We start from the raw sequence: 19034 nt of genomic DNA, 5'->3' as shown, positions 1-19034 counted from the left end.
CACCTCCTACTTTTTGAAGGTAATTTTTACATATTTCCCGTAATCTCTCTCAATCGTTTGTAGTGATACGACCATGCCTTCAAGCAATAGCTGTACCTTCTCCTGTATGTCCGTAGAGAGATTGGTCGGAATCACACAGCGGAGAAAGCCACCATCTCCTTGCTCAATTATGGGTTCAACACCTGTTAACGCAATAACTGAGTTAATAGCACCGAATGAAACGGCAGAGACACCGGCACAGACGATATCGTCCCCACGGTTAGCAAAGAGAGCATGACCGCTCAATGTAAACGACTTTATGTGTCCAGATTCAGTACGATAAATCGTCGTTTGAATCATCTTAGACCGCCTTACGCGTTGATTTTTTCAATGACAACTTTTGTGTATGGTTGACGATGACCTTGCTTTTTGCGTTGGTTTTTCTTCGCCTTGTACTTGAAAACAATGATCTTCTTAGCGCGACCTTGCTTTTCAACTTTAGCTGTAACAGTAGCACCCTCAACAACTGGGCTTCCTACCTTTACGCTTTCTCCACCAACGAATAAAACCTTGTCAAATGTAACAGTTTCGCCTGCTTCAGCGTTTAGCTTTTCAATGTAGATAGTTTGTCCTGCTTCTACCTTTACTTGCTTTCCGCCTGTTTCAATAATTGCGTACATGAACTGCACCTCCTTATAAACTAAGACTCGCCATCACAGGCGCTTTTCTAACGAAAGACTTATAACCTGATCTGCGCGGTTGTAGCACGGGTGCTACAAACATAACATAAACGATATTATCATATTTTTTCTCTTATTGTCAATACCAAAAAGCTCACTGTTAGATGAGCTTCGTAATTTTATAGAAAGGTTTATTGTTTGATATGACAACAAAACGAAGGGTTACATGAATAATTTCTTCCATTCTCTTCAGATGTTTTCCTTCCAAACCTGAAAACACATCTTTTACTTCTTCCGTCGTTTCAATGGTCACTGACTCGTAATCGGTCCCTCTTAGCTCCCAAAGCTCTCGCTCCAGCTTGAAGGCCACCGTTTCTGCACTTAACACACTTCCTGTTCCATCGCAGACTCTACATTTTTCAGTTAATCCTTCAGAAAGGGCTACTTTTGTTTTCTTTCTAGTAAGCTGCATAATACCTAGCTGAGTAAAACCTACGATATTTGTTCGTCTATGATCCTTTTGCAGAGCTTTACCCAGTTTCTTTTGTACCGTTTCCTGGTCAGCACTATCTTTCATATCAATAAAATCTATAAGAATAATCCCACCAATGTCTCTTATTCTTAATTGTCGAGCAATCTCTTCTGCCGCAAGCTCATTTGTCTTCACAACGGTATCTTGCAGATGATTTTTCCCTGAATACTTTCCCGTATTCACATCAATAATGGTAAGAGCTTCTGTTTCATCAATGACTATATACGCACCGTTTGACAGCCAAACGACACGTCTTAATGCTTTTTCAACTGAGTCTTCAACCCCGTATGCGGAAAATATATTTTGTTTCTCATGATAATGAAGAATTTCACATTCTAGATCATCAGAACCACCTGCTAAAAGCTTATCCCTTAGGCTAATGTCATCAATTACAATAGTGGCAGGCTTCATTTTCTTACATTCTTCCCTAAGTTCCTTAATAAAGTGCTCACTTTCATGAACAATCATCGGTTTCTTTACCATTTTCAAAGATTTTGTGAGTTCATGATACTGACTTCGTAAATGGTGAAGTTCTGTTTCAATTTCATCTCTTTTTGCATCCGCACATGATGTACGAAAAATGAGCCCTTCATGCTCTTCTTTCAGTTCATGCCCTATCTGACGCCAGCTTTCTCTTTGCTGTGTATCTTCTATTTTTCTTGAGACAGCCACATAATATCCATTTGGCAGATATACCATATTCTTTCCGTTAATCTCAACAATTCCAGTTAAACGTGGTCCTTTGTCACCACTAGCATCTTTTTCCACCTGAACAAGGAGCCTCTCGCCTTGATGGACAAATGACCCAATCCCTTTTGTTTCTCTTGCAGTTTTTTCATCTTTTGCTGATAAAAATGAAACGAGCTTATCTCTATGTAAGAACCCTTGTTTTTCTTCACCAATATCAACAAAAGCAGCATGTAGCCCTGGCATGACTTTCGTTACTGTACCTAAATATATATTACCAACGAGCGACTGCTGCTTTGGCTGTTCAATATATAGCTTCTCAACTTTTTGATCCTTGAGTATCGCATAGCGTTTTTCTCTACCTATATAATTCACAATGATCTTATCCAACATCTATTCCTCACTTTATCAATACGTCACCTTTATTATCATTGTTCAATATTGATAAAGCAAATCCTTCATTCTTGCCATCAATAGTTTATCTGCAAAGTAAGCATGTAACAATTCGTTTTCATCAAGTAAGCTTTTCTCCTGTCCATCATTCTCAATAATTATAGGATGCTTACAGCCTCTTTGAAATTTTTCAAGTACATGAATAATCAACTCATCCTCTTCCACCTTTAAAGGAATAAGTGTTCCAAATGTATCCTTTTTCCCGTAATAGCGTTCAAGCAAAAACCGGACAAACACATATCTTCTTTGCTTCCATTCATAATACAGAGAAAACAAAAGAAACGAGATGATAATCCAAACATTAAGATTTAAAGGTTCTGTCACCATAATGACAGCACTAAATAATAATAAAACATAAAAAGAGAGAAGAAGGGTCTGTCTAAATGCTTTTGGAAATGGCTTTTTAATAGAAAGCCATAAAAAAATCAACTTCCCACCGTCTAATGGCCAAATAGGAAGCAAATTAAATAAAAATATCATCACATTATACTGAAGAAACATGGAAAACAAATGATCATCTAAAAGTCCAACCTGATGAAGCAGATAGGCAACAGCCACAAGCCATATATGTTGTACAGGTCCAGACAATACGACAATCGCCTCTTCTCTTAACGGCCTGTTTCCGTGTTCGTCCATCTCTGCCACCCCACCGAAAGGTAGCAACGTGATTTTTTTAATTCTCCACGAAAAATAGGAAGCAGCTACCCCATGACCTAGCTCATGTACAAAGACAATGATTAAGAGGAGAAGAAGTTCATAAAAGTGACCAGTCAATACAGACAGCGCCACAACTACCCACAAAAGTGGATGAATATGAATTTTTGAAAAAAGCTCAAGCATTTTATTCAACCTGAATCACCTGGAAAGGATCTATAAATTCATTTCCTTCTTTTAAGGCAAAGTAAAAGGAACCTTTTTCCCCATCATCACTATCCATTGCTGTTCCAATTTCTTTTCCTTTTTCGATGTATTCATAAAGATTCACTGAAATTCCCTCAAGATTTCCATACCAAGTCTCACTCTTATCACTGTGTTGGACAATGACCGTCTTGCCAAATCCCTCTTTCACACCAGCGAATTCAACCATACCACCACTCATTGCGGTAACGGCCGCACCTTTAGGTGTTTCAATTGTTACCTTTTGTCCGTCTTCACCAAATTCCTCTAGAATCTTCCCTGATGCTGGTAGGGCATATGGCTGCGACTCCTCATTCATTTCTTCTGATTCATTATTGGTAAACGGCAATAGTGCAAGAGGCTTTCCAAACTGTTCTTCATACCAGTTTGCTACTGTCGTAAATTGAAAGTCCTTTTCCATGTTTATCGACACAAACTCTCTAACACTCTCCAATCTAGTGTCATTATTTCTAAAAATAATTGCTACTAAGAACACCAAAATAGTAGAGGCTAGAATTTTAAAAATAAAAACTTCCTTTCGAAAAAGAGGATGAATCTCTTCTTCTTTCCCACTTTCATAAGTGGGAATCCGGTCATATCCGTGCGTTTCTTCCGTTTCTGGCAGCAACAGCCTTGAATGAGCAACGGTCTGTGTTAGCCTGTCCCTTTCCCTCTTTCGCTTAGCAATGCGTTTACGAATTTCATCCGGTCTTGACCTCATGGTTTCCCCACCATTCCTTTTACGTTTTGTACAAGTTTATGTGCAAAAGGACAAACCTATGACAATACAATTTAATTACTAGGAGAAAGAAACCAAATAAAAAAACCGAGAAAAATCTCGGTTTTACTTAACACCAAAAAACTTTTTAATTTTTGTAAATACACCTTTATCACTATCATCAAGTTGTTGGAGTGGTATTGATTCTCCTAAAATTCGGCGTGCAATATTTCGATAGGCGATAGATGCTTTTGAATTAGGATTAAGAGCGATTGGTTCACCATGATTAGATGCCTTAATAACTTCATCATCATCTGCCACAATTCCAATTAAATCAATGGATAAGTGGGCTGTGATTTCATCGACATCAAGCATATCTCCATTTTTCATCATATGACTGCGGATACGATTAATCACTAGCTTTGGTGCTTCCACATTTTCTTCCTTTTCTAGAAGTCCAATAATTCTGTCTGCATCCCTTACTGCTGAAACCTCTGGTGTGGTTACAACAATCGCTTTATCCGCACCTGCAACCGCATTTTTATAGCCTTGTTCAATTCCTGCTGGACAATCAATAATGATATAATCGTAGTCCTGTTTCAAATTATTAATTAATGTTTTCATTTGTTCAGGTTGAACTGCCGTTTTATCACTCGTTTGTGCTGCTGGAAGCAAGTATAGTAGGTCATCAAATCTCTTATCTTTAACTAACGCTTGATGAATCTTACAGCGGCCTTCCACGACGTCAACTAAATCATAAATAATTCGGTTTTCAAGACCCATCACGACGTCTAAGTTTCTCAATCCAATATCTGTATCAACAAGGCAGACACGCTTCCCTTGTAAGGCTAGTGCTGTTCCAATATTTGCAGAAGTAGTCGTTTTGCCTACTCCACCTTTTCCCGAAGTTACAACAATGGCTTGTCCCATTTTAGCGTCCCCCTTCCAGCTTCGTTAAGTTTGGTCTTAGCTGAGATAATACTTGTAATCTATCAATAATAATGTGATCGTTTTCATCAATATAGGCACATTCCATTTCCCGTTTCTCTTTATCTATTCCATAATCTGGAGCACGGTTAATGCAATGACTAATTCTAATTTGTGAAGGATTCATCACTGAGGCAACAACGACTGCATTTGAGTTACCAAAGCATCCTGCGTGAGCAATTCCCTTTAGCGCTCCCATAATAAAGATATTTCCGCCTGCACGAACTGTCCCACCTGGATTCACATCTCCTACTAAAAGTAGATCACCTGTTGTTTCTAGCACTTGACCTGAACGGATGACTTTAGCTACTGGGATGATCTCATTTGCTGCTATTGCTAGCTCGGCTTCTTCCCTCGTCATTACATTTGATTGAATTAATTCAACGACTAGATTCTTTTTTTGACGTATTAAATTTTTAATTTCTTCTTGCTGATCTTCTGTCAAGTATCGGTTACCTACTTGAACTCGAACAGATATTAAAGGTCGATCCTTATTGGCTAACGAATTTTCGGTTAATTTGGAATCTAATTCCCTCTTTAATTCTTCATAGGAGCAAAGATCATCTAAATGTAACGTTAAACCATCCTTTGTTCCTTTAATTAGCACATTTTGTGTCTTCTTCATGTTAAGTTGTTCACCTCATATAGAAAAGCATCCCTCGATGTTAAGCAAACTAAGAATAAGCTTATTACGAATAAGCTTACATATATCTTTATATTATTTCGACCTTAAGCCCCAGAAATCCTTTTTAAATAGAATCGATTTTTTATTCATTTCTAAGTTCCTCAGCATATTTATCAAACTGACGCTTTAGGGGAAAGGAAACCAAAATCGTAAATGCTAAATTTAATATCAAGGTTGGATAAAGCCTCTCCTGTAAGAAAGTTTGAAATTCCATTTCAGTTACTTTTAATAAAAAGTTTAACTCATACACACCAAGCTCCAGTAGAATAATTCCCACCATGGAGGTTAATGAAACTACAACAAGATGATTATGTATAAGCTGCATCGTCTTTGAAACAAAATAAGCGATCAGTGGATACAAAAAGAAATATATCCCAATTACTTCTGTATAAACAATATCAAAGAGCAGCCCAAAAATAGCTGCATACAGGATCCCCTGTTTCTTTCCTCCATAAACGGTTAGAAACAATAGAACTACTAAAAGAAAATGAGGGACGATGATGCGATCACTATTAAAAAGCTGTGGAGAAAAAAGCTCGACAAACAAACTCTCTAGTATGAAAATAAACAACACAAAAATAGGAAGAAGGAGTTTTTTCACAATTCCTCCTCCTCTTCACTAGTTATATCACTTAAGTCAGGTGCTTGGGTTTTAACTGTGACAACCATAACATGACGGATATCATAAAAGTCAGCACCTGGTTCAACGTAAGCGGTTTGATTTAAACCAAACTCATCTGGAACGACTTCAACCACTTTACCGATTGGCAAGTTTTGCGGAAAAACTCCACCTAGTCCGGAAGTAGTAACAATCTGGTCTTTCTCTATTTTCGCATCATATGGAAGCCTCTTTAGTTTAAGGAGTTTCCTTTCTTCATCATATCCTTCAATGGTCCCGTAAGTTTCCTTTTCACCAATAATTTTTGCCGAAATTCGATTTGTTGGGTCATTTGCACTTAACAGCTGAATGGTCGAGGTGAACTGACTTGTGCTTTTTACCTTTCCAATCAGCCCATTTGCAGTGATAACCGCCATATTTTGTTTGATACCATCTTGTTTCCCCTTATTAATAACAAGTAGTTCATGCCATCGTTCAGGGTTTCTACCAATAACGATTGCCTGGACAGGATCAAATTCGCTTAAATCTTCCTTATTATCTAGAATCTCTCGTAGCTCTTTATTCTCTTTTGCTAGTGTTTGAACATTCACCTCAAGTTGAGCTAATTCATCTAATCGAGCTTTTAATTCTTTGTTCTCTTCATATGTATTTTGCAAGTCTCTTACATTCTCAAAGAAGCCTGCTACATAATTGGCCGGACGCGAAAACGCCGATTGCACCCAACCTGTCGTATCTTTAATAAATTGTTCTGGCCATGTTAACTTCTCTCGCTCTCTAATTGAAAAACCGATTAATGCCACGAGAATAATGATGCTAACTAGTAGAATGATAAGGCGTTTATTTGATAAAAATTGTGGCATTTCTTACACCTCAAGTGAAAATATATTCCCACACAGGGGTATTCCCTCACTCCTTAAGGAATGAGGGAAGGATTCGTTTGTTTATCTTGTTTCTGAAGCTTTATTTTTAAAAAGATGAATATGATCAAGAGCTTTTCCTGTACCTATTGCTACACAATCAAGTGGATTTTCAGCAATAAGTACTGGCATATTTGTTTCTTCGCTAATTACTCGGTCTAAATTACGAAGAAGTGCACCACCGCCTGTAAGGACAATTCCACGATCCATAATATCTGCAGCAAGCTCTGGTGGTGTTTTTTCCAGTGTAACCTTAACCGCATCTACGATTGCATATACCGTATCATGTAGAGCTTTCGAGATTTCCTCAGCTCTAATTTCAATTGTTTTCGGCAATCCTGTTAACAAATCACGGCCACGTATTTCCATATTCTCAATACCTTCTGGGTCACCAGCACTTCCAATTTCCACTTTAATCGTTTCTGCTGTACGATCACCGATTAGAAGGTTGTACGTTTTTCGAATATAATTAATAATTGCTTCATCCATTTCATCTCCAGCAATACGAATGGACTGACTTGTCACGATACCGCCCAATGAGATAATAGCAACCTCAGTTGTCCCGCCTCCGATATCGACAACCATACTTCCAGTAGGCTCCCATACAGGAAGATTTGCCCCAATTGCAGCAGCAAACGGTTCTTCTATCGGATAGGCATCCCTAGCACCAGCTTGACGAGTTGCATCAATCACTGCTCTTTGTTCTACAGCTGTTATACCTGATGGTACACATACCATTACATAAGGTTTACCTGAAAAAAGACCCTTGCTTTTGTTTGCTTGATTTATGTAATATTTCATCATCGTTGCAGTTGTTTCATAATCAGCAATAACACCATCTTTCATTGGTCTAAGAGCTACCACATTACCAGGTGTACGGCCAATCATATTTTTCGCGTCATTCCCTACTGCTACAATATGTTTTGTATCTGTTTGCAGCGCAACAACCGAAGGCTCTCTTACAACAATTCCTTTTCCTTTCACATACACAAGTGTATTTGCTGTTCCTAAATCAATTCCAAGATCTCTTGTCCCTATTCCAAACATGAAGTATCTCCCTTTCTCATCCAAATCGTACGAATAAAGTCATCCGTCTAATGGTTTGTCCAATATGGAATTTCACTTTTTCTAGTCAAAGCTATTTATTATGAATTCATCTTAGTGTTTTATTGCAAAAAAATCATAAAGCTTATTATATCGCATCGTCAAATAAATTCATAGTGTCATAAATAGCCTTTTTCCTTTAAACTGACAAATTTATTTTCCCCAATAATCAAATGGTCAAGAATTTCTATACCTAATATTTTTCCACATTCCGCTAGTCTTTTCGTAACCTCAATATCCTCCTTACTAGGAGTAGGATCGTTGGGTAGGAGAAAAGCGCCATCCTTAGATACTGGTTTCTTCTCTCCTCCCACAGAACCGTACGTACACCTTTCAGCGTATACGGCTCGCCAGCTTTAAGGCCTTATTCTCAAAAAGGAAAACTCAGATAATTTTATAAAGGAATATAAACGGTCAACTTTTCCTTCTGCTTTTACTTTTATACAAAGATCACCTTGTTGATAAGATTTCATTTCAAGACTAACTTTGTTGACTGAGCTCTTTCTTTTCATTGCTATCGTTCTGATAAAACTGCCTCTAGCTAAGGAGAATAGTTTAGAAAAGTCATGCCAATTATCTGCTCCTCTGTAATCCAAAACAATCTTTCTTAATTCAGCATGGTACACCCGCATGATTTTTCGTTCAGAGAGGTTGATTAATCCAGGACGAGGCATAGGAAGAAACCTTTCTATGTTTCCGTAGTTTTTGGACAGCCTCTTTAGTGTAACGTCAGGTATTTTGAAAAGAAGAGTGTTAGTCTGTCTACACCTTTTTATCTCATATCCACATACTAAGACTGGTTTTTTAAAATTAGAAAGAGTCAAGGAATATTCTTTGTTTGTATATAGAAGTTTTGAGCTAAAAAATAGTTGAACCTCATTAAAAACCTGAACTGCTTCGTCTCTTGAACCTTTAAATGTCATTAAGAAATGGTCAAACTCTTGAACATACTTGAACGTTCCTATGCTAGTATTTGCCTTTTTTCCTATCTTCAATTTCATCTTTAAAAATAAATCCACTTCTTGAAAATAAATAGAGTAAAGTATGGATTTAAGAGTTCCACCTTTGTTTGGAGCATTTTTATCGATGATCCCTGAGAATATTGCATTATGGAGGATGAGTAAGAAACGTCGGTCCCTTACCTTATTTTCAATATATTTCAGTAGTAGATGATACCAAACAGTAGACTCCTTTTGATTTATCTCGCCAAAAACCAACCAGGTATGTTCACTCCCATTTCTTTTACCCTCTTTGAGAAATTGATTTAGAACATCCCTATTATGGTAAGTTTTTTTAAAAATGGTTGTTAGAATTACCTTGATTACCTCTAGAACCAATAAGTCTCTATAAGATGGAGGCTGCAACCTATCTCTATGATTTTCGAATCGAAATCTTCCCTCTTTTAGTTTCAAAATGATTTCATCGATTTCTAGCAAATAAAATTCACTTGATGTTTTCAGACCATATAATTTTTTATGTGTCCTTATCCATAAATCCTTCTTATACATAAGACGATAGCAATCAGTAATTTGTTTCCCTTTTTGTGAAGCCTTTTTCAAAACGTCTAATTGTTGAAATGGATTAATTGCCATGTTCATGACACCTTTCAAATGGACGAATAGTAGCCTGTCATCCTTCCCCTTGCTAAACCCATTACAGGCAAACGTTGAGTACTACGGTGACTCCGTTACCATATACAACCTTAGTTGCACTTAGGCAATCCCTGAATTATGCAACATAATAGAACGTGATGGTTAGGTACCCCTTTTGACGTTTTACTCATTAATGAGTATAGAAGGACAATCCTTACAATCGTAAAAAGTCAGGAGAACTTCTACGATATTGTCCTTGTTACCTGTTAGCTATCATAAGTAACAGCGTACCCTTCGCTCCTCCGTCTAGGATTCAAGCAGTCTAGCCTTTACCATACATCACTTGGTCTGAGAAACTGACTCGATATGATAGCAAATCGTCTCTTTCCCTTTTCACATCATGCTTTTTTCCCTTTATAGGTTTCCCTTTCAGGTAAGATGCTGACCATAGAACCATGTAAGGAGTTCTAATTCTTAAGAATGCTATTATGAGGCACTGTACAGGCGCACTCCTGATGGGTGATTGTGTGCACATATGACAGAAGCTGCAGAACGTTTTAACGCTTCCTTGTACACCTCGCGAGGATGAACGATGGAAGCATTTAAGCTTCCAATAAAGACTGTTTTTTTATGGAGAACTTGATTTTTTGTATTAAGATATAGACATGTATATATAACGTAAATACAAATAAAAAACCCATCATAAAAGATAGGTTTTCAATCAAATTAAATCACTCATAAAATCCTCATTTTCTAAGGGTTTTGATTCTTCAATTACCTTCAAGGTAGTTTTACTCTCTCTTTCCATATCCCTCAAAATTAACCCCTTAATATAGGAAGAAAAATTTTCGTACAGCTCACAATGATTAAACAACTTTTTCTGCTGAGGATCCAACACATTAAACGATACTGATTTATTTTTGATTAACTTTGCCATAAACGGAACATCCTATCTTATAGAAGCCGATTGCATTTGCATAAATAGGATCATCCCCACATTCCAACATCGGCTTCATTACTTCTATATTCGGATAATACTGTTGTATATAAGGAAGTAACTTTTCTGCAGCGCCTCCAACTAAATAGCCTTTATCAGTGTTATTCCACTTCTTCGTTGTGTGGGTGACTATTCCCCTAGCTAATGCTGATAAGTCACTAGAAACGACTGTATTTAATCCAAAAGGCAAAGTGAACGAGTCTTTATCTATATACCTTTTGTTTAGCAAGGATGCGCAGTTAACCGTGGCACTACCGACATCAATAATTCGTACTAATCCGTCTTTCGGTTTGCTCCAGAAGGAAGCTCCACCCTCAGCTGCTACTTCCACATGAGTAATACGAATTACCTTTGTCTTATCATTTACAGTAATTTCATGAGACCCTTTCAACATATCCTTAATTCGTTTCTTTTCCTCTTCAGTATGCTTGCTGATCGGCTGGCCAACTATAATCTGAAATTGGTTAGTGGTCTGACTATATCTGTGGAGGGCAAGAAAGATCCTAAGCTTTGCATCCTCATGAGCTTTACTATCTCCCATAATCGAACCACCAAACTCTGATTCAGCATCAGCTAGGCTACCAGCAAATCCTTTTCTTCCTTCAAATTCAAATATCATATCATCTTTACCTGGAGTATTCTTGATTCTCCTTTCTCGAAATTCACCTAATGTTGAACTAAATATATCTAATCCTTGTGGACCACAAACCTTTACCCGGTAGTTTCCTGCATCAATGCCTACTATCATTTTGTACACCTCTTTGGTTACTAACTAGTCAGGAACTAAAAAAGTATGGTTACTAACTAGTTCTTAACCTATTTTTATTTTCACTTCTTTAACATTTGTCTCTCTTACAATTGGTTGATGCTTTGGTTTTAGACTATCTAAAAACTGATTGAAGTTTTCTGCTTGAAAGATTTTAAAAGGGTAATCTCCATCAAGTGCATATCTTTGTTCTCCAAGGATCAGTAAGTGTGGGAATGGGTCAGACATAATACCAGAACTATGAAAATCCACATATCTCTCCATCTTTTCAGTCATTTGCTTTTCAGAGTATATGCTCTTTTGAACTTCAATAAAGAATCCTGTATTTCTAAACTTCAAATAGATATCTGGTTCAGCCGTGCCTTTGTTGCCATACTTAGGCTCTACAAGGAAGGTTTCAATAGCGCCATGTTTTCTAATCTCTTTGTAAGTCTCGACTATTGCCAAGAAGTGACCTATCTTCTGAGAATTCTTTTTAATTTGCGTTTCTGGGCCGAAGTATACATATGGTACAAATGCTGTAGATCGTTGAATTAATCCATCACGTAATAACCTTAATAACACATTGTTTGCAGAGTGTTGAGGGTTCTTTTTCTCACTAAAATGTATCTCAGCAATACTATCTCTATCCATAACACGAAACTTATTTAGGTCTTTAATAATCGCTCGATCACGTTCTCTTAATATCATTGAAAACATCCTCTTCGGTTAGTTTCTTTGGTGCTTCGGTTATATCTTTCACAGGTGATTTCATAACAATGAAGGGATTTAGAAGCTTTTTAGCATCTTCCATTTCCAAATAAGGAGCTTGAATTTCATAAAGTTTGTCACTATTCATAATGAATCTTCCAGCTATGTCAATCTTGTGAGCATCAGGAGTGTTTACTATTTTTGATTCCATTGCATCCCTTAATTGAAAGCCCATAGAAGTGGTTAAATTCGCCCTAATAGTAGTGTCTAATACTTTTGCATTCGGACGTTGCATGGAGAGTATAGCGAACACTCCAAGCGTTCTTCCGATGGCTACAATCTCGGTTAAAATGTCCATAATGGTTTCATCTTTCCGAAGCATGACAAACTCATCAATACAAACCAAAATGTAAGGTCTCCTGTGTTCTGGAGGGAGATCATCCACATGACTGACTTCAAAAAGTTCTGTTAAGTTACTACGTTCATCAAGCTCCTTTTTGATATTTGAAAGCATCTTCCCAATGTCTCTAGCACTACTGTACACACACTTTACATGCTCCACTTTTCGGAAGATGTGAAACTCTGATTTTTTACAATCACCTAGATATATTTCTAACTCACTAGGTTTCTTAGTTAATATCAAACTGGTAAGAATGGATCTTAGCTGAGTTGACTTTCCTGAACCCGTTTCCCCTGCAATTAGAATGTGTGGTTTGGTTGCTAAGTCATAAGTGATCCATTCCCCATTTTTATCTTTTCCGCAAATAATACCTAATCGATGCGGAGCTAATAACGGTGTTATGGTTTTTGCTTGGTATGTCAAATTCTTAGGTATTCCCTTTGAATAAATGCTTAGAACAAACTTTTTCACTTCACCTTCTAACTCAATCTTCTTCCCGAATATTTGTTTAAAGATATAGTCGTTTTTGGTGATTGTTTTAGGGTCTAACCCATTAGGTATGGTGAAGGTGATTGTCGTGTTTTCTCCAACAGAAACAGCATGAATTTTAGGAAAGATAGGTCTTTCAATATCACCTAAATAGAAGTGACCTGCTTTGAATGCTTTGATCATCTTTCTTCTTACTGAAAGTTCCTGTAATGTCTTTTTCCATTTACTCATTTCAACCATTCCAGTAATGGGTTAGTTTCAATAAAGTAGATGCCAGCTGCAAAACCAATAAGAGGTAATGCTATCTTTAAAAACGTTCCTATCCAAAAGAACCCATAGCTTTCACAAGTCTTATCAATAGCAGCCAGGATGATTGTGGCTCCCCCGGCTAGTAACAGTGTTGGTGTAAATAACATGTTTATGCCTCCTTCAAATGTGTTGGTAAAACGTGATTATACTGAGTAAATACTTCATCAATGGCTTTAGCTGTGTTGATTTTGATTTCTTTTAACTTAGGTTCGTTGATCTTGTAATAGCGAATAGATGGGCCTGTAATCCAAGTTTTATAAAGCAGTATCTTTGCTTCTTCAACTGTGTCACACTCACGAAAGCGCCATTCTGCCATTTCCTTGAATTCTTGTTCTGTGTACATCATTTGCATCTACCTCCTTGATAATTTCGAATTGTTTAATTTTCTGAATAAACACTTGGTTCCCCCGGTCCCCCTCCCCTTCTTCCCGCTTCGCTCACTCTTAACAAATTTTTTGTTTGTTGATGTAGATAGTCTTTTTCCTTGTACATGTGTGCTAGTGATAGAGTGTAGATAATGTGCAATAAGAGAAGTAGAACACTTACAGTTCATTTCACCTACTCTTTAGCTAGAATGTTGCTTTCGTGTTAATAGCCTATGACCATAGATCACTGATATTGCCTGTCTATCCAAAAAACACTTAAATTTTTTTAACTAATAACGTGAAAGGAAAGAATTGTACATATGTGGAATAGTAGTATAGGGTGATAAATATGTTGAGAAGTAAGATAAGAGCTTATATTGATCTATCTCCACTAACTAGAGAAGAAGTGCGTAATGCTATGGAGGTGACTGAAAATACATTGTCTAGTTGGTGTACTGGCAAGGCAAAACCAACTTTAGAGAAAGCTTTTAAACTGTCACGTTTATTAGGTGTAACTGTGGAAGATCTATATGAATGGAGAGAAGATGATGAGTAGTAAACTAATAGTTAGACTTGTCTTTTTTGGTCTTATTGCTATTATGATTATTTCTTTTGGTCTTAAATTTATTGAGGGAATTGCTGAAGGTCCAAAAGAAGTAACTAACGGGAAGAAAGTTGTTGTAAATAAAGAAAAAGAAGAGGAAGGAAAAACAGAAGCAACTGAATCAAATACACCAATATCTACGACAAAAACAGAGATTACACAAGAAGAGTTTGAAGCAAAATATAAACAGGATCCAGAAGAGACACAATATCCAAATGGGAAGTTTGAATTAACAGACGGATCAACAGTTAATGCTGATTTTATTAGTTACGGTGAAAATGAATTATTTGATTATGCAACAGCAATCTATAGCGATGGAAAGCTAGCTAGCATTCAGTTTGAAACTTCAGCTGCTATTGAAGAAATAGAGGATGCTCTTGGAATGAAGTTTGAGGATAGCCAGGTAGAGCAAAATCGAATTGGATATGAAATTACCCTTAATGATACATTTAGTGAAGCAAACATTGCTGTTTATCCTTTTGAATGGGAATGATCAATTGTGAAAGAAGTATTTCTAGTCATCCACTACACAGGTCCAGCCGGTAGAGTAGAACGTGCAGGATCATTTCCTTTACGTGGTCAACGTCCAGAGGATGTTGCATGGGATTGGTGGGATAAAGACGTCAGTCGAGGAGTTGATAAGAAACTCGATAAGATCCTGGCTGATGGTGAGGATATCACGGAGAAAGTATTAGAAGTGAGAAAAGAAAGATGGTATCAATTAGGTTTACCTTTTTGAATAAAACAGAAGTAAGAGATAAATAATAAGATTCCAAACGATCTCCACATTAGAGCCCCTCTCGGTTGAGAAGGGGCTCTTTTTCATTCAGTCACCTTTAAAACATCCGTTTCGCGAACCAAGATGCAGTTAATGAAACCAGGATCCTTAATCTCATATTGTCCATTCTTGTAGTCGAAAAATACTTTGTACATCTTCCCTTTGTAAAGAACCAGATCATCTACTTTTAGCAATTCGACTCCTCCTAATGTAACTAAGATAGGAGGATAGTATCATAACAAGAGATTAGTTTCCTTAGTCTTCACATAAGGTTCGATAAAGAAAAATTTCCTTGTAAACTTTTCTCCTACATTCGTTGACGTGTGTCACTATTTCATCCAATTGTCTATTACGCATTCCGTCCACCATTTAATAGCGACCAAATCTTAGGTAAATATTTTCTTACCAAACTCCCTGCAATTATTACAAGCACAACAGATAAAAACGGAGTGACTATATAATTAAACATTGCTTGAATTTGTCCTTTTCCTAATACGACTAATATGGTTTTTAATATTATCTGATTAACAAAACTATGTGCTGCAAAAATCACAAAACTATACTTCATAAACTCTGTCACTTTAATTTTAGTTTCAAATAAATCATAAAGAACCCACACTGTTGGAATACCTAAAAGAATTACCATTTTAACTAACTCTGTAGGGTAAAAATACGCATTTAACAAAAGAACACCGATAAATGCAACTATTAAAACCCAAGTTTGTTTTAAGGTCATTTTTTTGTTTATCAAGTTCGGTAGTCTTAGTATTATATATGCACCCAAACTAAAGAAAAACAATCCAACCAAAATACCTGTTCTACCAGCAAACACTCCCCAAATTACTGCTAATAAAACAATTGAAATTTCAGAAAAGATTGGTTTGCTCACTAGGAAGTAAATTACTGGTGATAAGACAACACAAATTATCAAACTACCAATAAACCAAAAAGTTGTATATTGAGCAGTAATTACAGCAATTAAGAATGATTTTAGTCCGATTTCTGCTGGTAGAGTATTAATACTGATAACTTTTGCAGCAAGTAATGGTACGATACAAGCGTAAACGTAGCCGATAACGTTCCACAATAGATAAGGAACTAATAAAGACTTTGCTCTTGATTTATACTTGGATCGAAAAGCATTAATAGATGGAGTAAAGCCTATAAAGAACAAAATGCCTGATATTACGAAAAAACTTGGAACTGCGATCCTTGCAACTCCCTCACCTATTATGTTTTCAATATAGGTAACGAAATTTATACTTTTATCTGTTCCGAAATAGTTGATTGAATTTGAAGAGTGAATCACTACAACTAGGTAAGCGTACAAGAATGAGAGTATAGTAATCTTCTTGCTTACATATTTCGATATTTTATTACTTGTAAAAATGGTGTTCTTATCCGTAATACCCAACTCCTTTGATAAAATTCACCATAATTTTACACTATTTTACAAGTAAGTTAAATATTTTTTTAATATGTTCCTATACTCTGCCAAGTTAAAACTCCCCCTGAAAGGGTTAGCTTCCACCCAATTGCTTGACCAGTTGATGTATTTTCATTATAAACAATTTCTTCTGGCATAAAGTATCCGTTAAGGGTTCTACTTGGAATTGATCGGACATAAACCCCTTGACGTTTAAAGATAGAAGGGTTCATTGTTTTCTTCACTACTATATTAGGGTTTGTACTATATATCTTGAACCCGTTTAAAGTTCCTGCAATAAGGGCAGCAATTGTTTTAACGTTCGAACTGTTGACCGTGAACGTATCATTTAGTGTCGGTGTATTTTGTCTTAATGCGTTATTAGTTGCGTCAAAATAACCGTTATGACCTAAAGCCTTCCCTCCATCAATTTGTCCTCCAGCACAAAAGACATCTGACAAATCAAAAGGCTTATACCAGTTACTAAACATAGTTCCTGAATGGTGCATTTTTTCAATCGTGATTGTATCACCTTTTGTCAAATTGGTTAGGTAAATAACAACAGGTGAACTTCCACTAATAGTTACTCCGTTTTCAGCAATAAGATCATCGGTTTTATACTCATAACCAAACTCTTCTGTAAGACTCGTTGAACTTAGTGGTTTACGTACTAACCCTTCAATCGTATTATAAGCATCTTGGTACTTTCTATAACGTCCACGTAGGTTAGTCTCGTGAAGGATTAGATATTGTTTCGCCCCTTCTAGATTGGCTATTTCCGTATAGGCATATGAGACATTCTGTGTATTACTGAAGCTACTCCCATAAGAAAACTTCGTCAAACCGCCACTATCTGTAGGGATAAATTTGTTATCCATTGACCCTGTCAAGGTTAAGTCAATATCAGCAAATTTATAGTTTCCACCACTCAATTCAACACGGTAATCTTTGAAAATCCACCCTATGGCTTTAACTAATTTAACCTGAGTCCACAATCCTCCAACATAATTGCTATTTACTTCATATTTCTGATAAAAGAAGTAGTTTGCATTACTGGTATAAGTGTTTCCGTTTGTTAGGGTTTGAATAATGGAATACTTCTCTGAGGAAGAACTTGCGTAACTTGATCCAGTCCCTGTTCCTGCATAGAAACTTGTGTCGTAGAAATAGTTTCCGTTTAGCCAACTACCTGAACCATCTGTATTTATATCCAAGTAATACCTTGCATTTGAAATCTGTTTGATGTAAATATGGTTAAACCAAAAACCTTGACCACCAGTAGCTTTTGCACGTACTCCTGTAGTGAAAGCACGTACGTCATTAACTTGAATGGTACATTGTTTCAGGTTAACTAACTCAATGCCTGTATAAGCTAAGTTTTCCAAACCATGCCAACCTAAAGTCGAGTTAGTTACTGCCACTTGGTCAAAGATTTGGTCAATTTCAATATTACACATCGTCATTCCAGTAAACTGTAAAGCTACTTTATCTCTTGTTCCAGTGAATTTGAGTTTACCTTTAAATAAAATATTAATGTTTTTATTCACTGTTATAGTATCAGAAATCACATACCAATTAAGAGATGAAGGAATATACAATGTCGCTCCAACTGGTGTTGCTGTGATAGCATTTTTAATCGCTGTCGTGTCATCAGTAACACCGTCACCTTTAGCACCATAGGATTTAACGTTTATCACTATATCTGCCAACTGTGACGAAACTGCATTTACTTCTTCTTTCGTCGCTTTCTTCCCTAGCTCCGTATTTGTGGCAGCTAATTGCGTATTGGTTTGTTGCAATTCTTCCTTCGTTGCCCTCTTCCCTAATTCTGTATCAACAAACGTTTTATCGGCTTTTTCACCAACTAAAGATGTAACTTCACTTAGATCATTAATTAGTATATTTCCTTCCTGTGTTCCAATAAAATACTCTTTAGTATCCGTACAATAGGCTGGTTCACCGATTTCAAGGATAGGTAAATTGGCTTTTAAGCCTCGTTTAATTTTGATTTTATCGATAATATAATCAGCCATTAGAATTCACCGCCATCAATAGTTACAGTCACAATAGTTCCAGTTAGCTTTTCTGAAACATAAGTATCAAGTTTTTTCCCAGACTTTACTCTCCCGTCAGTAAACTCTGCTGTCCATTGATACTCATATATGCCGGCTACAGTTAAATCCTCGTTAGTCAACGAAAACTCACAACTTCCCGTTACTATATCAAGAATAGTAGCTGTTTTAGTAAAGATTTCTCCCCCTCGCTTGACTGTAATTGTAACAGTAGCATTTTCTAAATTCATATTTGTGCTAATGGGGATCGTTAACTTGTTATCACCTTGAACAATATTCATAACACAC

At 36.7% G+C, this 19034-nt stretch carries 24 protein-coding genes, 2 pseudogenes and 1 other annotated feature; of the genes and pseudogenes, 3 read left to right on the top strand and 23 right to left on the bottom strand.

What is annotated here, in order from left to right; translation table 11 throughout:
• Nucleotides 1-6: 6 nt before the first annotated feature.
• The 19 genes and pseudogenes from M3175_RS01710 to M3175_RS01620 form a co-directional block, all read right to left on the bottom strand.
• Complete coding sequence (locus tag M3175_RS01710; protein WP_251513970.1) at nt 7-339, bottom strand: ribosomal-processing cysteine protease Prp; 333 nt, start codon at nt 337-339, stop codon at nt 7-9.
• Between the two features lie 11 nt (nt 340-350).
• Complete coding sequence (rplU, locus tag M3175_RS01705) at nt 351-659, bottom strand: 50S ribosomal protein L21 (RefSeq protein ID WP_251513968.1); 309 nt, start codon at nt 657-659, stop codon at nt 351-353.
• A 13-nt stretch (nt 660-672) separates the two neighbouring features.
• Nucleotides 673-750 (bottom strand) — a sequence feature (ribosomal protein L21 leader region).
• Between the two features lie 69 nt (nt 751-819).
• Nucleotides 820-2268 (bottom strand): Rne/Rng family ribonuclease, encoded by a 1449-nt coding sequence (locus M3175_RS01700; RefSeq protein ID WP_251513966.1) that lies wholly within the window; start codon nt 2266-2268, stop codon nt 820-822.
• 45 nt (nt 2269-2313) lie between these two features.
• Nucleotides 2314-3180, bottom strand: a complete 867-nt coding sequence (locus tag M3175_RS01695) for a M50 family metallopeptidase (protein WP_251513964.1) — start codon at nt 3178-3180, stop codon at nt 2314-2316.
• A complete protein-coding gene (locus M3175_RS01690; protein WP_251513962.1) occupies nt 3173-3949 on the bottom strand; it encodes a M23 family metallopeptidase in 777 nt (258 codons plus the stop codon). Before M3175_RS01690 ends, M3175_RS01695 begins: the two co-directional genes overlap by 8 nt.
• A gap of 123 nt (nt 3950-4072) precedes the next feature.
• Nucleotides 4073-4876, bottom strand: a complete 804-nt coding sequence (gene minD, locus M3175_RS01685; RefSeq protein WP_119709270.1) for a septum site-determining protein MinD — start codon at nt 4874-4876, stop codon at nt 4073-4075.
• Nucleotide 4877: 1 nt separating this feature from the next.
• On the bottom strand, nt 4878-5558 hold the full coding sequence (gene minC / locus M3175_RS01680; protein WP_251513961.1) for a septum site-determining protein MinC: 681 nt from the start codon (nt 5556-5558) through the stop codon (nt 4878-4880).
• A 142-nt stretch (nt 5559-5700) separates the two neighbouring features.
• The gene (gene mreD / locus M3175_RS01675; protein ID WP_251513959.1) at nt 5701-6219 is read right to left on the bottom strand and encodes a rod shape-determining protein MreD; all 519 of its coding nucleotides are present in this window, start codon (nt 6217-6219) and stop codon (nt 5701-5703) included.
• Nucleotides 6216-7097, bottom strand: a complete 882-nt coding sequence (mreC, locus tag M3175_RS01670) for a rod shape-determining protein MreC (RefSeq protein WP_251513957.1) — start codon at nt 7095-7097, stop codon at nt 6216-6218. Before mreC ends, mreD begins: the two co-directional genes overlap by 4 nt.
• Before the next feature lie 81 nt (nt 7098-7178).
• Nucleotides 7179-8201, bottom strand: a complete 1023-nt coding sequence (locus M3175_RS01665) for a rod shape-determining protein (RefSeq protein WP_119709274.1) — start codon at nt 8199-8201, stop codon at nt 7179-7181.
• Between the two features lie 176 nt (nt 8202-8377).
• Nucleotides 8378-8518, bottom strand: a pseudogene (locus M3175_RS01660) (JAB domain-containing protein); the annotation flags it as partial.
• Nucleotides 8519-8614: 96 nt separating this feature from the next.
• On the bottom strand, nt 8615-9850 hold the full coding sequence (locus M3175_RS01655) for a group II intron reverse transcriptase/maturase (RefSeq protein WP_251513956.1): 1236 nt from the start codon (nt 9848-9850) through the stop codon (nt 8615-8617).
• Between the two features lie 486 nt (nt 9851-10336).
• Nucleotides 10337-10522, bottom strand: a pseudogene (locus M3175_RS01650) (JAB domain-containing protein); the annotation flags it as partial.
• 49 nt (nt 10523-10571) lie between these two features.
• A complete protein-coding gene (locus tag M3175_RS01645; RefSeq protein WP_251513954.1) occupies nt 10572-10787 on the bottom strand; it encodes a hypothetical protein in 216 nt (71 codons plus the stop codon).
• Nucleotides 10765-11595 carry a ParM/StbA family protein gene (locus M3175_RS01640; protein ID WP_251513952.1) on the bottom strand — a complete coding sequence of 277 codons (831 nt, stop codon included), beginning with the start codon at nt 11593-11595 and terminating at the stop codon, nt 10765-10767. Before M3175_RS01640 ends, M3175_RS01645 begins: the two co-directional genes overlap by 23 nt.
• Before the next feature lie 63 nt (nt 11596-11658).
• Entirely contained in the window at nt 11659-12303 is a 645-nt protein-coding gene (locus tag M3175_RS01635) for a replication-relaxation family protein (RefSeq protein WP_251513951.1), read from the bottom strand.
• Nucleotides 12284-13423, bottom strand: a complete 1140-nt coding sequence (locus tag M3175_RS01630; RefSeq protein ID WP_251513949.1) for an FtsK/SpoIIIE domain-containing protein — start codon at nt 13421-13423, stop codon at nt 12284-12286. Before M3175_RS01630 ends, M3175_RS01635 begins: the two co-directional genes overlap by 20 nt.
• Nucleotides 13420-13608: a hypothetical protein gene (locus M3175_RS01625; RefSeq protein ID WP_251513947.1), complete on the bottom strand. Its 189-nt coding sequence runs from the start codon at nt 13606-13608 to the stop codon at nt 13420-13422. Before M3175_RS01625 ends, M3175_RS01630 begins: the two co-directional genes overlap by 4 nt.
• Before the next feature lie 2 nt (nt 13609-13610).
• Entirely contained in the window at nt 13611-13847 is a 237-nt protein-coding gene (locus M3175_RS01620) for a hypothetical protein (RefSeq protein WP_251513945.1), read from the bottom strand.
• Between the two features lie 368 nt (nt 13848-14215).
• Here M3175_RS01620 and M3175_RS01615 point away from each other — a divergent pair, with 368 nt between their 5' ends.
• The 3 genes from M3175_RS01615 to M3175_RS01605 are packed head-to-tail and all read left to right on the top strand — an operon-like array spanning nt 14216 to nt 15209.
• Nucleotides 14216-14422 carry a helix-turn-helix transcriptional regulator gene (locus tag M3175_RS01615; RefSeq protein ID WP_251513944.1) on the top strand — a complete coding sequence of 69 codons (207 nt, stop codon included), beginning with the start codon at nt 14216-14218 and terminating at the stop codon, nt 14420-14422.
• The gene (locus tag M3175_RS01610) at nt 14415-14963 is read left to right on the top strand and encodes a hypothetical protein (protein WP_251513942.1); all 549 of its coding nucleotides are present in this window, start codon (nt 14415-14417) and stop codon (nt 14961-14963) included. The genes M3175_RS01615 and M3175_RS01610 overlap by 8 nt, the downstream gene beginning before the upstream one ends.
• Nucleotides 14964-14969: 6 nt before the next feature.
• Nucleotides 14970-15209: a hypothetical protein gene (locus M3175_RS01605; protein WP_251513940.1), complete on the top strand. Its 240-nt coding sequence runs from the start codon at nt 14970-14972 to the stop codon at nt 15207-15209.
• Nucleotides 15210-15292: 83 nt separating this feature from the next.
• On the opposite strand, the gene M3175_RS01600 is transcribed toward M3175_RS01605, so the two are convergent.
• From M3175_RS01600 to M3175_RS01585, 4 genes are all read right to left on the bottom strand, one after another.
• On the bottom strand, nt 15293-15442 hold the full coding sequence (locus tag M3175_RS01600; protein ID WP_251513929.1) for a hypothetical protein: 150 nt from the start codon (nt 15440-15442) through the stop codon (nt 15293-15295).
• A 155-nt stretch (nt 15443-15597) separates the two neighbouring features.
• Complete coding sequence (locus M3175_RS01595) at nt 15598-16662, bottom strand: acyltransferase family protein (RefSeq protein WP_251513898.1); 1065 nt, start codon at nt 16660-16662, stop codon at nt 15598-15600.
• A gap of 59 nt (nt 16663-16721) precedes the next feature.
• A complete protein-coding gene (locus tag M3175_RS01590) occupies nt 16722-18707 on the bottom strand; it encodes a glycosyl hydrolase family 28-related protein (protein ID WP_251513896.1) in 1986 nt (661 codons plus the stop codon).
• Complete coding sequence (locus tag M3175_RS01585) at nt 18707-19027, bottom strand: BppU family phage baseplate upper protein (protein WP_251513893.1); 321 nt, start codon at nt 19025-19027, stop codon at nt 18707-18709. Before M3175_RS01585 ends, M3175_RS01590 begins: the two co-directional genes overlap by 1 nt.
• Nucleotides 19028-19034: the final 7 nt, after the last annotated feature.

The sequence above is a fragment of the Robertmurraya korlensis genome, assembly GCF_023715225.1.
Lineage (GTDB): Bacteria > Bacillota > Bacilli > Bacillales > Cytobacillaceae > Robertmurraya_A.
Note: the sequence above shows the minus strand (reverse complement) of the source record. Positions and strands in the feature narration are given on the sequence as shown.

What these genes read in the sequence shown, in the direction of transcription:
- M3175_RS01710 (WP_251513970.1), bottom strand. Translation starts at nt 339, where the DNA reads ATGATTCAAACGACGATTTATCGTACTGAATCTGGACACATAAAGTCG.
- rplU (WP_251513968.1), bottom strand. Translation starts at nt 659, where the DNA reads ATGTACGCAATTATTGAAACAGGCGGAAAGCAAGTAAAGGTAGAAGCA.
- M3175_RS01690 (WP_251513962.1), bottom strand. Translation starts at nt 3,949, where the DNA reads ATGAGGTCAAGACCGGATGAAATTCGTAAACGCATTGCTAAGCGAAAG.
- minD (WP_119709270.1), bottom strand. Translation starts at nt 4,876, where the DNA reads ATGGGACAAGCCATTGTTGTAACTTCGGGAAAAGGTGGAGTAGGCAAA.
- minC (WP_251513961.1), bottom strand. Translation starts at nt 5,558, where the DNA reads ATGAAGAAGACACAAAATGTGCTAATTAAAGGAACAAAGGATGGTTTA.
- mreC (WP_251513957.1), bottom strand. Translation starts at nt 7,097, where the DNA reads ATGCCACAATTTTTATCAAATAAACGCCTTATCATTCTACTAGTTAGC.
- M3175_RS01665 (WP_119709274.1), bottom strand. Translation starts at nt 8,201, where the DNA reads ATGTTTGGAATAGGGACAAGAGATCTTGGAATTGATTTAGGAACAGCA.
- M3175_RS01655 (WP_251513956.1), bottom strand. Translation starts at nt 9,850, where the DNA reads ATGGCAATTAATCCATTTCAACAATTAGACGTTTTGAAAAAGGCTTCA.
- M3175_RS01645 (WP_251513954.1), bottom strand. Translation starts at nt 10,787, where the DNA reads ATGGCAAAGTTAATCAAAAATAAATCAGTATCGTTTAATGTGTTGGAT.
- M3175_RS01640 (WP_251513952.1), bottom strand. Translation starts at nt 11,595, where the DNA reads ATGATAGTAGGCATTGATGCAGGAAACTACCGGGTAAAGGTTTGTGGT.
- M3175_RS01635 (WP_251513951.1), bottom strand. Translation starts at nt 12,303, where the DNA reads ATGATATTAAGAGAACGTGATCGAGCGATTATTAAAGACCTAAATAAG.
- M3175_RS01630 (WP_251513949.1), bottom strand. Translation starts at nt 13,423, where the DNA reads ATGAGTAAATGGAAAAAGACATTACAGGAACTTTCAGTAAGAAGAAAG.
- M3175_RS01625 (WP_251513947.1), bottom strand. Translation starts at nt 13,608, where the DNA reads ATGTTATTTACACCAACACTGTTACTAGCCGGGGGAGCCACAATCATC.
- M3175_RS01620 (WP_251513945.1), bottom strand. Translation starts at nt 13,847, where the DNA reads ATGATGTACACAGAACAAGAATTCAAGGAAATGGCAGAATGGCGCTTT.
- M3175_RS01615 (WP_251513944.1), top strand. Translation starts at nt 14,216, where the DNA reads ATGTTGAGAAGTAAGATAAGAGCTTATATTGATCTATCTCCACTAACT.
- M3175_RS01610 (WP_251513942.1), top strand. Translation starts at nt 14,415, where the DNA reads ATGAGTAGTAAACTAATAGTTAGACTTGTCTTTTTTGGTCTTATTGCT.
- M3175_RS01590 (WP_251513896.1), bottom strand. Translation starts at nt 18,707, where the DNA reads ATGGCTGATTATATTATCGATAAAATCAAAATTAAACGAGGCTTAAAA.
- M3175_RS01585 (WP_251513893.1), bottom strand. Translation starts at nt 19,027, where the DNA reads ATGAATATTGTTCAAGGTGATAACAAGTTAACGATCCCCATTAGCACA.